Origin of the sequence: Pseudoalteromonas sp. NCIMB 1079 (assembly GCF_040567695.1) — a bacterium.
Lineage (GTDB): Bacteria > Pseudomonadota > Gammaproteobacteria > Enterobacterales > Alteromonadaceae > Pseudoalteromonas > Pseudoalteromonas distincta.
Genome location: NZ_JBEWZA010000001.1, coordinates 2,632,561 through 2,646,676, shown reverse-complemented (window position 1 = coordinate 2,646,676; position 14,116 = coordinate 2,632,561). Strand labels below are relative to the sequence as shown.

Sequence of the window (14,116 nt, the reverse complement as noted above, 5' to 3'; positions counted from 1 at the left end):
AAAATTACACTTTATTTGGTTTTATTAGTTGCTGGTGAATTTTCTCGTAGCAATATCATTAATGAGTATGAAAGTGTTTGAATATCAGTTAAAGAAAAGTATAAAACGTAAAACGGTTGCCATTAAAGTACATAACAAAAAGGTGACTGTATATGCCCCTCAGTTTGTTAGTAATAAACACATCCAAGAATGGCTTTTTGATAAGCAGGTGTGGGTAAATGCTCAATTAACTAAACAGCACAATATTGCTGATAGCAGACAGAACCCGCTCAAAGACAAACAAATTTTAATCTTTGATAGTATTGAAAACATAGAGTTTAAGCAAGGTACTAAGTCCGAAGTAATAAACAGTAACGACAGCTTGCTTATTACGCACTCTTCGCGCGTTAAAAATACTTCGCAAAAATATCAGCAACTTCTTGAAGAATATTTAAAAGAGCAACTAACTGCATATATAGAAATGCGTTTAGCGTACTTCTGCGCACAAATGGGTGAAGAATTACCTACGAGTCTAAAAGTAGCTATTTATAAGCGAAAGTGGGGAAGTTGTAATAGTAAGCGAGAGCTAACATTTAATTTGCATTTAATCGGAGCGCCTTATCATGCTATTGATTATGTGATTGTCCACGAGTTAGCGCATTTACGTCACTTAAACCACAGTAAAGCTTTTTGGCAACACGTTGAGTGTTTTTTTCCTAATTATAAAGCGTCATCAACATGGCTAAAGAAAAACAGTATGAGTTTACAATGGGTATTTTGAAGTTAACCTGAATATAGGAATATAGGAATATAGGAATATAGGAATATAGGAATATAGGAATATAGGAATATAGGAATATAGGAATATAGGAATATAGGAATATAGGAATAGTAGAGAAGTGGTGGAGGGAGCTGGATTCGAACCAGCGAAGGCTGAGCCGTCAGATTTACAGTCTGATCCCTTTGGCCGCTCGGGAACCCCTCCACACTAATTTTATTGCATTTGGCCCCACTTAACTTAGCGGTAAGAAAAGTGGTGGAGGGAGCTGGATTCGAACCAGCGAAGGCTGAGCCGTCAGATTTACAGTCTGATCCCTTTGGCCGCTCGGGAACCCCTCCAATGCAACGGCGCTGATAATAGCAAATTGCGTATTTAAGTAAAGAAAAAAGCTAAAGAAAATTGAAATAAAGCCGATAAATATCTATCAGTTACCACAATCGACTAAAGACTATGCAAATAGATGATTTGTTAATCACAGAGAGTCAGTTAAACAGTAGGCTCAATAATAGTGTGCATGAAAATCGTCGTGGCGAATTTTCTCTATTATTAGCGATGCTGTCACATGACGCACTCGACTTTAGCCAATTTCATTTACCAAAAACTGAAATAGATAATTTAGTTATAGAAGAAGAGGCATTAAGAAAGCAATTTGGCGCAGGTCCAAAGCAACTTTTAGCCCCTGATGAATACAATATGTTGGTTGGACAGTTTAATGCATCATTAATATCTCAAGAAGGGGAGCGCTGCGGTATGACAAGTATTAAGCTAAGACAGTGCTTAAAGCCTGAACCACTTGCGATTAGAAATGATGATAAGCATATTCCACTTAATATAATAGATAACTGTGAGCTTGCTGTCAGAAGAAGAATTAAAAGCGAACAAACACAACTTGCTAATCCTCCTATAGATGCAGCTGCTTTTTACGACAGCCTTAATAATGATGCAATACATCAACCACTTCAGCTTATTGCGGTGTGATATATGATTGTAATAATCATCAGTTAATATATGCTTTATAACGGGTCTGCTTTATATATTTGCTAATAATTGATTTAATGAAAAAAAAGCATCCAAAAATTAAATGCAATTGCTATAATGGCGTCAAATGGTATGACATGAAATGCCATTATCATTAAACCAAGGTAATTAGGAACGTAATGAAGAAAACATTCACGCTAAATCACGAGAAAATCAAATACCCTCGTATGGTTGATGCTGCAAAGCACGAAGTGAAAAAATATTTGAAAAGAGAGCGTAATAAAACGCTACCTGAAGATGCTGACTATTGGGCATTTGACTGTAAGTTTGGTAACACAGCTGAAGATGCGCAAGTTGTGCACGTTGCTGAATTAAGTAACCAAATTGGCGAAATTGAAAAGCAAGGTTTGACCTCTTTCTACGTAGAGATTTTAGCTCGACCTGCTCAACGTCAGCAATTAGATTTAGATGATGACGAATAATACTTAACTAAATTAAGTATTCAAAGTTATAAAATGAGTCCAAGTGGCTCATTTTTTGTTTTTATGCAGTAAAGATTTACTAAAAAGTATTTTTATTAGTAACCAATAAGTAGAACCCCTCTTAATTAACATTTGCATAACAAAATGTGATGCTATAGGCTGTTTTTAATTAAAAAAACAAAACATTTTTACTATGCCAATAAATTACTCTGGCCATCAATTAAAACTAAGTTTAAAGAATTCTAAAGTACTTATAGTTGACGATCAGTTATTAAGCTTAATCGTATTAAAAAAAATATTATCTGAGCATTTTAATGTGACAACAGCTGGAAGTGGTGAAGAAGCAATTGAAATTTGTAATGTAAATGTACCTGATATAGTCCTACTCGATATTAATATGGGTGGAATGAGTGGTATTGATACATGTTTAAAATTAAAAAATAATACTAAAACACAGGATATACCCGTTATTTTTGTTACATCCTTTGAAAACGAAGAAGAAGAGTGTTGGGAAGCCGGAGCTGTTGATTTTATTAAAAAGCCGATTATAAAAGAAACACTATTTAGAAGGGTTCGTGCCCATATAACGTTAAAATTACAACACGACTTACTCAATCAAAAAGTATTTTTAGATGATTTAACTAAAGTATTCAATCGCCGTTATTTTGATGCACATTTTTCTAAAATGGAACGAAGCGCCTTACGAGAAAAAGTTGACTATGCACTATTACTCATCGATATAGATTACTTTAAGCAATACAATGATATCTATGGTCATGTGCAGGGGGATACGGTGTTAAACCTAGTAGCACAAACTATTACTAATAGTTTGCAAAGGCCAACCGATTTTGTTGCGCGTTATGGCGGCGAAGAGTTTGTAGTTGTTTTACCGCATACAAGCACCGAAGGTGCAATTTGTGTTGCTGGTAAAATTAAACAAAATGTGGTCGATTTAGGAATATTACACAAATATTCAGAATATAACTTTGTGACTATTAGTATTGGCGGTGCAACCCTACAACCATACGTAAATAACAAAAACACGTTGCAGATCGCAGATGAAAAAATGTATGAGTCTAAAATGCAAGGGCGTAACAAAGTGTGTTTTTAAGTTTAGTTAGCTAATAAATTGCTCTGCCGCTTAAAAACACCTTTTAGGTGATAAATACTAAATAAGATTATTTATTACATGCTATGACATTTTTTGTACTTTTTATTACTACCGCATGGGCAGTCATCATTTCTGCCTACTTTAATATCTTCAACAGGATATATAGTGCCATCTAAATAACGCCATTGAGTGTTTTCTTTAATAAACTGCGATTTTTCGTGAAGCTCACAAAATAAGTTTTGATAAAAATATTGGGCTTTAAATTCTACAGTTCCAGTATCGCCATCATGGCTTGAGTCAATTAAATCAAGATTTATAAATCGACAGCTGTTAGCAAAATCATTGATTTCTTTAACCGGATTCTCAGCTTGTTTTTCTTTTGCGTAGGTTTGATAAACATATTTTGCATTTTTAATAACATAAGCGCTGAATCGTGAGCGCATAAGTTGTTCAGGAGTGTCAGTTTGCATAACAGATAAGTGAAGCGGCTCGCAGCAATCGGCATAATTGTGCCCACTGCTGCAAAAACATAAAGTGGTATTGAGTGAAGTCATAATAATAGTACAAAGTCTAAAACATTAGTTTAACAAGCTTATTGAGCGAGTGGTATCTCTGTTGTTTGTGCGTTTTTAGTAAAACAGTATAGTTTTGTATTCGTTTTACTTAAATCGAACGATAGATTTGTAAGTAGTTGGTTATTAACTATATCGGTCCAGGTGATTACCGCTGCAAAGTTTCCATTATGTAATGCAGAATTTAATACATACTCTAGATTTACTAGGTGCTTCTGTCTAATAACAAGTAATTTACTTGTATCAATAGAGCATGAGTCAAGTAAAGCTTTGCTCGGTACATGATCTGGCGCAATTAATAACGTCCATGCATTAGAGCTATTGTATTGGTGTAATACTTTTAAAAGCTCAAAGGTCGCTGAAATTTCATCTTCAATTTGGATCAAATTTACGCAATCGCTTTGCTCGTCTTGTTGGTAACTTTTAACTGTTCTTACGGTAATAGGCTGTAACATAATTTCACTCACTGGGTTTTTATACAGTATTCATATACAGTAGTTTATACAGTGCTTTCGTGCAAGCATTTTATGCTATTTATTTGTACAGTTATTCAGCTTTTGATCATTGTTTTTTGTTTTTAAATCTATAATTCTTTATTAATCAACTTGTTATAGGCTTGTTTTTGAGGGGGTATTTTTAAAATAAATTTTTGAGTCATGTTTTCATTTGTGGGTTTTATACTGTGTAGGAGTATCTTTGTAACTATATACAGTATTTTTCAACACTGTATACAGTACTTATAACTTAGTTAGCTTATGTGTTTTCACTCGTGCGAGGGATCATATGACAAAACTGGAGTTGGTGAATTTGTTCGTACAAACTTGCTGCATAACATTGAGCATCTTTAAATCGCTTAGTTTCGATATGTTTGCGTATATCTGTAACCGCTGCAGTGGCAGGTGCGTACCCTTGGCTACTCGCTAAGCTCAACCACGCTACAGCATGAAATACACTTTGTGGCACGCCTTCACCTTTTACAAAAAATAAACCTAAATAAAACTGTGCTCTATGGTTTCCTGCCATTGCAGCAAGGCGCATCCATTTTGCAGCCAATGGAGCTTGATTATTTTTTAAATAATATAGGGCTTTATTAATAGTACTTTGCTCATCTTTTTTATTATCAATGGGCGCGGGGCTGCTTTCTGGTTGAGTAACAAAACCTAAAATGTTGTCTAGCTGTTGCTCTAAGTCTTGCTCACAAGGTGTTGTTTTAAGCATATTGGTTCATTTATTATTTTAACTACTTTAACAGTTTAGTATATAGCAAGGTAAAATGTCCTGTAAAAGATAATTTTTATGTTAAAATCTCGTCACTTTTTACTATCACAAGTTTATTATGTTTGAAGCCTTATTTAAACTCAGCGAAAATAATTCAACAGTTAAACGCGAATGCGTTGCTGGCCTAACTACCTTTATTACTATGGTATACATTGTATTTGTAAACCCGGCTATGCTTGCTGAGGCAGGGATGGACCAAGGGGCTGCATTTGTAGCTACCTGTATAGCAGCTGCGATAGGCTGTTTTATAATGGGTTTATGGGCTAATTATCCATTAGCATTAGCGCCTGGCATGGGACTAAATGCTTTTTTTACGTATGGCGTCGTATTAGGAATGGGTTATACCTGGCAAGCCGCATTAGGGGCTGTTTTTATGTCGGGTTGTATATTTTTATTTTTAAGTTTATTTAAAGTCAGAGAATGGATTATTAATGCCATACCTCTGGTGCTCAAGCGAGCTATCGCAACAGGTATTGGTGCTTTTTTAGCCTTAATTGCCCTTAAAAATGCAGGCATTATTGTCTCAAGCCCAGCAACACTAGTGCAATTGGGCGACATTACTTCCCCAGGCCCATTATTAGCTATATTAAGCTTTTTTGTAATTGCAGCGCTTTTATACCGCGATTTTAAAAGCGGTGTACTTATTAGTATTTTATTAGTGACAGGCATTGCACTAAGTTTAGGGCTTGTTGAATATCACGGTGTTATGGCTATGCCACCATCAATAATGCCTACTTTTATGCAACTAGATTTTGCCGCCGCTTTTGATATATCAATGATGAGTGTTATTTTTGCATTCTTGTTTGTCGATCTTTTTGATACTTCGGGTACATTAGTTGCGGTCACTCAAAAAGCTGGTTTAGCTGATGAAAAAGGTAACATGCCTCGTTTAGGGCGTGCACTAAGTGCTGACAGCTCTGCAACAATTGCAGGTGCGATGCTAGGCACGTCTACGACTACATCGTATATAGAATCGGTTGCTGGTGTTTCTGTTGGCGGACGTACTGGTTTAACGGCTGTAGTTGTAGGTATTTGCTTTTTACTAATGATGTTTTTTGCACCGCTTGCACAAATGGTACCGGCTTATGCTACGGCAGGTGCTATTTTATATGTCGCTGTACTGATGCTACAAAATTTAAAGTTTGTAAATTGGGATGATATGACCGATGCAATTCCTGTTACTGTGGTATTACTAATGACACCATTAACGTTTTCGATTGCGCACGGTATTGCACTTGGCTTTATATCTTATACAGCGGTAAAAGTATTGTGTGGTAAGCAAGATCAAATCAGTATTAGTGTTTGGATATTAACAGCCTTGTTTGTTTTCAAGTTTGCATTTTTGTCTTAATGACTAACAAAGAGACAAAAAAGCCTGCACAAATTTAATTTGTGCAGGCTTTTTTAATACTTATTTTTAGTATAAAAACGCTACCATTTCTTTTTAGGAGCAAACAATATATCTAAGTCGTCTTGCTCTTCTTCTGTTTTCTTTTTAAGTGCGCTTGCATTAGAAGCTCTTAGTTCAACACTAATTGCTTCTAAGTAACCTTCAACTTCTTGGCGTTTTGTTGTTACATATTCATCGGTGTATGTAACTGCATTGAGCGTTGCCTGTGCTTTTTCAAAATACTGCCTTGCAGAGCCAACCATACTCGCTGAGCGGGCAGATAAGCCACGTTTTATTTGGCTTTCGATATTAATACGCAGTTGTAGTTTTTCAAGACGTTTATCTTCTAAAACAAAAACTTGGCTATCAATACGACCTTTATTATGTTCAGAGCGTAAAATTGAGCGTAATTTTTTAATACCTTGAATTAGGCCAACAAGCTGCTTGTCATTACTCGGTAGCGTTAGGGCTTCACTGCTGTTGTCTAGAACTGCATTGGTGAGGTGCGTTTTAGCCTCACCTAAGCGGCTTTTGAGTGCTTTGGATGTTGGCGAACTAGTAACCATCGTGTTTAATGCTTCGTAAATACGGCGTTGCAATACACGGATTATATTTTCAGAAAGAGGTATATTGGCACTATTCATTAGTGCTTCTTCTGTTTCTTCTATTATAGCTTTTTGTTTTGTTAGCTCTTTGCGGCGTTCCGCTTCTTGTTTTTCTTTGTGTTGTTGTACAGCACTTACCCAAAGTGCAATCACAATCAATGCAACTATAAGCACTATTATAATAGAAACGATCATGGTGTAATTCTCGGACATATAACCTAATTATTTAATCTTACATTAAATATACGTTAACAGGGTAGCTTTGCGCCGATTAACTTAAAAAATACACCAAAAAATTGATAGGTTGAGCTCTTTATAAACCGTAGTCACCCTAAGGGCTTATAAACTAAAGCTGAATAAACATCGCTACCTCAAGCATATTTATTATGCTAGCCTTGAGCTCTAATCAGATAATTGCACACCTAAAGACCTAAAGTGATATTTTACGCAAATAACACTTGGTTTTAAGCGGTATTGCCTTTATAAATAATATGAATAATAACGTTAAAATTTGCAGCCATGAAATTACAACAACTCAGATACATCGTAGAAGTACAAAATCATAAATTAAATGTTTCAGCGACTGCTGAGAGTTTATTTACCTCGCAGCCAGGAATTTCTAAACAAGTACGCATGTTAGAAGATGAGTTGGGTGTACAAATTTTTGGTCGCAGTGGTAAACATTTAACGCATGTAACCGGTGCTGGCGAAGATATAATTAATATTTCTCGTGAAATACTCTCCAAAGTAGAAGGTATTAAAGCCGTTGCTAATGAGCATACGTTACCTGATCAAGGTAAGTTAAATATTGCCACAACACATACCCAAGCCCGTTATGCTTTGCCTAACGTTATTCAAGGGTTTATGAAAAAATACCCTGCGGTATCGCTTCATATGCACCAAGGCACTCCACAGCAAATATCGGATGCTGCAGCACGCGGTGATGCCGACTTTGCTATTGCAACAGAAGCACTGCATTTGTATTCAGATTTAGTTATGTTGCCTTGTTATCATTGGAATCGCAGTATTGTTGTTGCTAAAGACCATCCGCTCGCTAAAAAGGCAAATAGTTTAACTGTTGCTGACATTGCCCAATATCCACTCATTACATATGTATTTGGTTTTACGGGCCGCTCAGAGTTAGATAAAGCATTTAGCGCACACGGACTTGAGCCACACATTGTATTTACTGCAACCGATGCTGATGTTATAAAAACATACGTACGACTGGGTTTAGGAGTTGGTGTTGTCGCTTCAATGGCGATAGATCAAGTGAGCGATACCGATTTAGTGTGTATTGATGCAAGCCACTTATTTGAAGCAAGCACGACCAAAATTGGTTTTAGAAAGGGCAGCTTTTTACGTACTTATATGTATGATTTTATTGAACGTTTTGCACCGCACTTAACTAAAGAGCGCGTAGAGCGAGCAAGTTTAATGCGTAACCAAGACGATGTAGATAAATTATTTGCAGATATAGAGTTACCGGTTAAATAAGGTGATTACATTGAACGAACAATAAAAAAGCTGCCTATTTTAAATAGGCAGCTTTTTCTTTTTATAGCGAGCTGATTAACATTCGATAATATTAACTGCTAATCCACCGCGAGCGGTTTCTTTGTATTTGGTTTTCATATCGTTGCCGGTTTCAAGCATGGTTTTAATCACTTTATCAAGTGATACCTTTTGCTCGCCACTGCCACGAATAGCTAAACGTGAGGCATTAATTGCTTTAATCGCGCCCATTGCATTACGTTCAATGCACGGTACTTGTACTAAGCCACCAACAGGGTCGCACGTGAGGCCTAAATTATGTTCCATACCAATTTCTGCTGCGTTCTCTACTTGCACAACATTGCCACCAACAATTTCTGTTAATGCGCCTGCAGCCATAGAGCACGCAACGCCAACTTCACCTTGGCAACCTACTTCAGCACCCGATATAGAGGCATTCTTTTTATATAAAATACCAATAGCAGCAGCCGTTAATAAATAACGTGTGGCTATATCGCGGTCTACTTCTTTCACAAATGTGTGATAGTACATAAGCACAGCCGGTAAAATACCCGCAGCACCATTAGTTGGTGCGGTAACTACACGGCCACCTGCCGCATTTTCTTCGTTTACGGCAAGGGCAAATAAATCAACCCAATCCATTGCACGAAGTGGGTCGTTACTGACCTCTATATTTAGTTTTAAGTATAGGCTTGGCGCACGGCGCTTTACTTTTAAGCCGCCAGGTAAAATACCTTCGGTACGCATACCACGCTCAATACAGGCCATCATTACTTTCCAAATATGAAACAGCGTGTCTTTTATTTCATCTTCAGTGCGCAGTGTTTTTTCGTTCTTCATCATCAAGCTTGAAACACTAAGCCCTGACTCTTTACACATCTCTAGTAGCTCTTTTGCGCTACTGAAAGGGAAAGGAGCTGGGTTTTCTTCTCTAATATCAAGGGCTGCTTGTTTTTCGTTTTCAAACTCTTCATCAGTAACAATAAAGCCACCGCCAATAGAGTAATATACTTTGCTGTAAACTTTTTCGCCGTTGTTTGAGGCGATAATTTCCATTGCATTAGAGTGCTTAGGCAGCGTTTTGCGACGATGAAAAACAATAGCGCCTTGTTTTGGAAACTTAGCTTTGTGTGTTTTGTTTAAATAAATAACCTGATCTTGTTCGATAGTGGCTAAAATGTCGTCGACTAAATCGGCATCTATAGTTTCAGGGTCATAACCGGCTAAACCAAGAATTACGGCTTTACCCGAGCCATGGCCAACACCTGTTTGTCCCAAAGAGCCATAAAGCTCTACTTTAATATCGGTAACATTTGCTAATAATTGTTGTTCTTGTAGGTCATTAACAAATAAGCGTGATGCGCGCATTGGGCCAACGGTGTGTGATGACGAAGGGCCAATACCAATGCTAAACATATCAAATGCACTGATCATAATGTGTGTCTCTACTTTGTTTTATCAGCTCGAAGCTGCTCTTTGAACGGTCGAGCATGATAACGTGGAATTGTGATTGTGTAACTACTAATAACGAAGATTTAAACTGGTAAGGCGAGTTGTTTTGTAAAGTTTTTTATAATGTTTGCCGTCGCACCCCAAAGTAAACCATGCGGCGTTTTAAAACCTTGCAAAATAACCGTTTTCCCAAATCGTTGAAAAGGTAAGGGTTGCCAGTTAGCTTCGTTATTTAATTCAGTGACCGAGAGCAAAAAGCTCGCTTGTACTTCATTATAGTCATTTTCCCAGGTGGTGTCTTTTTTGAGTAAACCTACATAGGGGCTAATACTAAAACCCGTTAAGGTTGAATACTCAGGTAAGTGACCTAATACATTAACGTTGCTTTGGGCAATATTTAGCTCTTCTTTTAGTTCGCGAAGGGCTGTGGTGCGAAGGGTAATGTCGCTTACTTCAAACTTGCCTCCGGGCAAACAAATCTCCCCAGGGTGATGGTGTAAATAAGTAGGGCGTTTACACAGTAAAATATGTGCATGATTATCTATATCAATAATTGGCAGCATAACAGCGCTAGCACGTTTTTTACGCGTGTCTTTTAACTGGTTTGGCGCAGCTGTAGGGCTTAACAGAAACCGCGCCATAATGTGTTCACTATTCAAAGCGACCTACTGTTTTAATAAAGGGAGGATTTTATTTACTTTATCGTAAGTTTCTTGATATTCCAATTCGACTTTAGAATCAGCGACTATTCCGCCACCTGCCCAGCAGTAAATTTGCGCTTTGTGGCACACCAAGGTGCGAATAGTGATACTGGTGTCCATGTTTCCACACGCACTTAAATAACCAATTGAACCACAATAAATGCTGCGGCGATGTGGTTCTAATTCTTCAATTATTTCCATTGCTCTAATTTTGGGCGCACCGGTGATTGAGCCTCCCGGAAAAGCCGCTTTTAGCTGATCGACGGCTGTTTTACCTTCATCAAGTTCAGAGGTTACCGTGCTTACTAAATGATGCACTGCCGGAAAGCTTTCAATAGCAAAAAGGGAAGGGACGTGAACGCTGCCAGGTTTTGCCACTTTGCCTAAGTCGTTACGCAGTAAATCAACAATCATTACGTTTTCAGCGCGATCTTTAGCTGATGCTGCGAGTATTTGGGCTTGGCGTTGATCCTCCAGCGCATCCGCTTTTCGCGGCAGTGTGCCTTTAATAGGTTTGGTTTCTACAACGTTATTATTTACAGATATAAAGCGCTCAGGGGAAATTGATAAAATTGCCCCTTGAGGGTGATTTATAAAGCTCGAAAATGGCGCTTTATTTGCCTCACGCAGTTTAATATAAGCCGCCCAAGGGGAGCCTTCAAACTGAGCGTTAAAGCGCTGCGCTAAATTAATTTGGTAACAATCGCCACTTTTTAGATACTCCTCAATTTGGGCAAACTTTGCAGCGTATTCGGTTTCGCTCATATTTGATTGCCAGTCGCTGTTTAGGGCAAAGGACTGCGTATTAACTTGGGAGTTAGCGTGCGTATTTAAGTATTGCTCATAAAGCGCTAATCTATCGGTGTTTGGCTGCGATACATAAAACCAGCTTTGTTGCTGTTTGTCGTAAATAAGGGCATCTAAGTAAAGGCCAATAGCCATTTGGGGAAGATTAATGTCTTCAATAGCACGAGTGGGGATGTTTTCAATTGTACGCCCTAAGTCGTAGCCAAAGTAGCCAAGCCAGCCGCCGTTAAAGGGTAAATCGTAATCGGCTTTTGTTTTAGCAAGATGCGAAAGCTCATTATTCATAATTTCAAAGCAGTTATCACTACTTTCTATATTATTTAAAAAGCTTTTATTATTTTTTACTTCAAGGGTACTTTGCGGCTCAATAGCAACAATATCAAAACGACTGTTTATATGATTACTATTTGCAGAATCTAATAGAATTGCATAAGGCAAATGTGAAAAATGCGCAAAAACGTCAATGCAGTTTTGTGTTATGCCTAATTTAATACAATTTTTTTTATTGTTTAGCATTTACTGCCCCTTTAAGAACTGGCTCGAAACGGGCTGGGAGGGTATCATAAGTCAAATTTTTTGGCAGCACTAAGCTGCAAAAAACAGTGCAAACCACCGTCACCGGTTTGATTTAGATTACGCGACAACGCGTAACGGTAACTTAAGGAACCACTATGAGTACAATTTGTCAGCAAGACTTTATTGATAGCATTGAAGATGCATTGCAATATATTTCGTTCTATCACCCACTTGATTTTGTTCAAGCACTCGAAAAAGCGTACAACAAAGAACAAAGTAAAGCGGCTAAAGACGCCATTGCACAAATTTTAATTAACTCACGCATGTCGGCTGAAGGCAAGCGTCCACTTTGCCAAGACACCGGTATTATTACCTGTTTTGTTAAAGTAGGTATGGATGTTAAGTGGGATAAAACAGATTTAACCGTTCAACAAATGGTTGATGAAGGTACTCGTCGTGCATATTTGAATCCAGATAACCCTTTACGTGCATCTATTGTAGCAGACCCTGCTGGTACGCGTAAAAATACTAAAGATAATACGCCTTCGGTTGTGCATATTGATTTAGTAGCGGGTGGAAAAGTAGAAGTAATGGTTGCGGCTAAAGGCGGCGGCTCTGAAAACAAAAGTAAAATGGTTATGTTAAACCCGTCAGATGATGTTGCTGCATGGGTAGAAAAAACACTACCAACAATGGGTGCTGGTTGGTGTCCGCCAGGCATGCTAGGTATAGGTATTGGTGGTACGGCTGAAAAAGCAGCAGTAATGGCTAAAGAGTCGTTAATGGATCCGGTTGATATCCATGAATTAATGGAACGCGGCGCAGAGACAACTGAAGAAAAACTGCGTTTAGAAATTTTTGACCGTGCTAATAAATTAGGTATTGGCGCACAAGGTTTAGGCGGTTTAACAACGGTTGTTGATGTTAAAATTAAAACAGCACCAACGCATGCAGCTTCAAAACCTGTAGTAATGATCCCAAATTGTGCGGCAACTCGCCATGTACATTTTACGCTTGACGGTTCTGGCCCTGCTAATTTAAAAGCACCTAAACTAGAAGATTGGCCACAAGTAACATTTGAAGTGGGCGAAGGCACACGTCGTGTTGATTTAAATACACTGACTAAAAAAGATGTTCAAGAATGGAAAATGGGTGAAACCGTTTTACTTTCGGGCACTATTTTAACAGGTCGTGATGCAGCGCATAAACGTTTGCAAGATATGATCAACTCAGGTGAAGGTTTACCTGAGGGCGTAGACTTTGATAATAAATTTATTTATTACGTAGGCCCAGTGGATGCGGTACGCGATGAAGCAGTAGGTCCTGCTGGCCCTACAACAGCCACTCGCATGGATAAATTTACCGATATGATGCTAGAAAAAACAGGCATTGTAGGCATGATTGGTAAAGCTGAACGTGGCCCTGCAACGGTTGAGTCTATTAAAGAGCATAAATCTGTTTATTTAATGGCTGTAGGCGGCGCAGCTTACTTAGTATCTAAAGCGATTAAAAAAGCACGCGTAGTTGCTTTTGAAGATTTAGGTATGGAAGCTATTTACGAATTTGAAGTTGAAGATATGCCAGTGACCGTTGCAGTAGACAGTGAAGGCGCCAATGCGCATACACAAGGCCCTGCTATCTGGAAAGCTAAAATTGAAGAGCTTGATAGCAAGCTAAAATAACGTACGTTTTGTATTTTTAAAAAGCGAGCCTAGTGCTCGCTTTTTTGTTTTTTTAAATAGAGTTATTAGTAAGTTTACAGCTCTGACCAGTTTGCGAAAAAGCTCACTTTTTACTGGAAACCTATAGGCAGCGGTACGTAGCGGCCATGTAGCACTTGTATATTAAACTTTACATGCAACAATTGTATTACGTTCACGTAAACGTAAGTCGGTGTGGTTCTTATATTTATAGTATTTAAAACTTAAAAATGACGGTTTTGTAAATTT

Annotated in this window: 14 protein-coding genes and 2 tRNA genes; 7 read left to right on the top strand and 9 right to left on the bottom strand. The window is 37.9% G+C overall.

Going from position 1 to position 14,116, the window contains the following annotated elements; genetic code table 11:
• Positions 1-61: 61 nt before the first annotated feature.
• Positions 62-760, top strand: a complete 699-nt coding sequence (locus tag ABX891_RS12230) for a M48 family metallopeptidase (RefSeq protein ID WP_354629622.1) — start codon at positions 62-64, stop codon at positions 758-760.
• 119 nt (positions 761-879) lie between these two features.
• On the opposite strand, the gene ABX891_RS12225 is transcribed toward ABX891_RS12230, so the two are convergent.
• A tRNA-Tyr gene (locus tag ABX891_RS12225) sits at positions 880-964 on the bottom strand.
• A gap of 49 nt (positions 965-1,013) precedes the next feature.
• Positions 1,014-1,098: transfer RNA gene (locus ABX891_RS12220), tRNA-Tyr, on the bottom strand.
• 112 nt (positions 1,099-1,210) lie between these two features.
• Between ABX891_RS12220 and ABX891_RS12215 the strand changes: the two genes are divergently transcribed.
• The 3 genes from ABX891_RS12215 (at position 1,211) to ABX891_RS12205 (ending at position 3,331) form a co-directional block, all read left to right on the top strand.
• Positions 1,211-1,738, top strand: a complete 528-nt coding sequence (locus ABX891_RS12215) for a VC2046/SO_2500 family protein (protein WP_165742754.1) — start codon at positions 1,211-1,213, stop codon at positions 1,736-1,738.
• Positions 1,739-1,917: 179 nt separating this feature from the next.
• Positions 1,918-2,220 (top strand): DUF6172 family protein, encoded by a 303-nt coding sequence (locus tag ABX891_RS12210; protein ID WP_002961433.1) that lies wholly within the window; start codon positions 1,918-1,920, stop codon positions 2,218-2,220.
• Positions 2,221-2,413: 193 nt separating this feature from the next.
• On the top strand, positions 2,414-3,331 hold the full coding sequence (locus ABX891_RS12205) for a GGDEF domain-containing response regulator (RefSeq protein WP_354629621.1): 918 nt from the start codon (positions 2,414-2,416) through the stop codon (positions 3,329-3,331).
• A 74-nt stretch (positions 3,332-3,405) separates the two neighbouring features.
• On the opposite strand, the gene ABX891_RS12200 is transcribed toward ABX891_RS12205, so the two are convergent.
• The 3 genes from ABX891_RS12200 to ABX891_RS12190 form a co-directional block, all read right to left on the bottom strand.
• Positions 3,406-3,885, bottom strand: coding sequence for a YchJ family protein (locus tag ABX891_RS12200; RefSeq protein WP_354629620.1), 480 nt, complete (start codon positions 3,883-3,885; stop codon positions 3,406-3,408).
• Positions 3,886-3,923: 38 nt separating this feature from the next.
• Positions 3,924-4,358: a SulA-like leucine-rich domain-containing protein gene (locus ABX891_RS12195; protein ID WP_002961428.1), complete on the bottom strand. Its 435-nt coding sequence runs from the start codon at positions 4,356-4,358 to the stop codon at positions 3,924-3,926.
• Between the two features lie 298 nt (positions 4,359-4,656).
• Positions 4,657-5,121 carry a tetratricopeptide repeat protein gene (locus ABX891_RS12190; protein WP_024606570.1) on the bottom strand — a complete coding sequence of 155 codons (465 nt, stop codon included), beginning with the start codon at positions 5,119-5,121 and terminating at the stop codon, positions 4,657-4,659.
• A 118-nt stretch (positions 5,122-5,239) separates the two neighbouring features.
• On the opposite strand from ABX891_RS12190, the gene ABX891_RS12185 reads away from it, so the two are divergent.
• Positions 5,240-6,532, top strand: coding sequence for an NCS2 family permease (locus ABX891_RS12185; RefSeq protein ID WP_002961426.1), 1,293 nt, complete (start codon positions 5,240-5,242; stop codon positions 6,530-6,532).
• Positions 6,533-6,612: 80 nt separating this feature from the next.
• Here the strand turns inward: ABX891_RS12185 and ABX891_RS12180 are convergent, their stop codons facing one another.
• Positions 6,613-7,371 carry a hypothetical protein gene (locus ABX891_RS12180; protein WP_024594743.1) on the bottom strand — a complete coding sequence of 253 codons (759 nt, stop codon included), beginning with the start codon at positions 7,369-7,371 and terminating at the stop codon, positions 6,613-6,615.
• A gap of 324 nt (positions 7,372-7,695) precedes the next feature.
• Here ABX891_RS12180 and cysB point away from each other — a divergent pair, with 324 nt between their 5' ends.
• On the top strand, positions 7,696-8,673 hold the full coding sequence (gene cysB, locus ABX891_RS12175) for an HTH-type transcriptional regulator CysB (RefSeq protein ID WP_024606543.1): 978 nt from the start codon (positions 7,696-7,698) through the stop codon (positions 8,671-8,673).
• 75 nt (positions 8,674-8,748) lie between these two features.
• Here cysB and ABX891_RS12170 read toward each other — a convergent pair whose 3' ends face one another.
• The 3 genes from ABX891_RS12170 to pabB form a co-directional block, all read right to left on the bottom strand.
• Positions 8,749-10,125, bottom strand: coding sequence for an L-serine ammonia-lyase (locus ABX891_RS12170; protein ID WP_024606542.1), 1,377 nt, complete (start codon positions 10,123-10,125; stop codon positions 8,749-8,751).
• 101 nt (positions 10,126-10,226) lie between these two features.
• Positions 10,227-10,802 carry an NUDIX hydrolase gene (locus ABX891_RS12165; protein ID WP_024606541.1) on the bottom strand — a complete coding sequence of 192 codons (576 nt, stop codon included), beginning with the start codon at positions 10,800-10,802 and terminating at the stop codon, positions 10,227-10,229.
• 6 nt (positions 10,803-10,808) lie between these two features.
• Positions 10,809-12,167: an aminodeoxychorismate synthase component I gene (gene pabB / locus ABX891_RS12160; RefSeq protein ID WP_024594771.1), complete on the bottom strand. Its 1,359-nt coding sequence runs from the start codon at positions 12,165-12,167 to the stop codon at positions 10,809-10,811.
• 155 nt (positions 12,168-12,322) lie between these two features.
• Between pabB and ABX891_RS12155 the strand changes: the two genes are divergently transcribed.
• Positions 12,323-13,849 (top strand): fumarate hydratase, encoded by a 1,527-nt coding sequence (locus ABX891_RS12155; RefSeq protein ID WP_007375888.1) that lies wholly within the window; start codon positions 12,323-12,325, stop codon positions 13,847-13,849.
• The last annotated feature ends 267 nt before the right edge of the window (positions 13,850-14,116 follow it).

Coding starts and splice junctions, on each gene's coding strand:
- ABX891_RS12230 (WP_354629622.1), top strand. CDS start 62: ATGAGTATGAAAGTGTTTGAATATCAGTTAAAGAAAAGTATAAAACGT.
- ABX891_RS12215 (WP_165742754.1), top strand. CDS start 1,211: ATGCAAATAGATGATTTGTTAATCACAGAGAGTCAGTTAAACAGTAGG.
- ABX891_RS12210 (WP_002961433.1), top strand. CDS start 1,918: ATGAAGAAAACATTCACGCTAAATCACGAGAAAATCAAATACCCTCGT.
- ABX891_RS12205 (WP_354629621.1), top strand. CDS start 2,414: ATGCCAATAAATTACTCTGGCCATCAATTAAAACTAAGTTTAAAGAAT.
- ABX891_RS12200 (WP_354629620.1), bottom strand. CDS start 3,885: ATGACTTCACTCAATACCACTTTATGTTTTTGCAGCAGTGGGCACAAT.
- ABX891_RS12195 (WP_002961428.1), bottom strand. CDS start 4,358: ATGTTACAGCCTATTACCGTAAGAACAGTTAAAAGTTACCAACAAGAC.
- ABX891_RS12190 (WP_024606570.1), bottom strand. CDS start 5,121: ATGCTTAAAACAACACCTTGTGAGCAAGACTTAGAGCAACAGCTAGAC.
- ABX891_RS12185 (WP_002961426.1), top strand. CDS start 5,240: ATGTTTGAAGCCTTATTTAAACTCAGCGAAAATAATTCAACAGTTAAA.
- ABX891_RS12180 (WP_024594743.1), bottom strand. CDS start 7,371: ATGATCGTTTCTATTATAATAGTGCTTATAGTTGCATTGATTGTGATT.
- cysB (WP_024606543.1), top strand. CDS start 7,696: ATGAAATTACAACAACTCAGATACATCGTAGAAGTACAAAATCATAAA.
- ABX891_RS12170 (WP_024606542.1), bottom strand. CDS start 10,125: ATGATCAGTGCATTTGATATGTTTAGCATTGGTATTGGCCCTTCGTCA.
- pabB (WP_024594771.1), bottom strand. CDS start 12,167: ATGCTAAACAATAAAAAAAATTGTATTAAATTAGGCATAACACAAAAC.
- ABX891_RS12155 (WP_007375888.1), top strand. CDS start 12,323: ATGAGTACAATTTGTCAGCAAGACTTTATTGATAGCATTGAAGATGCA.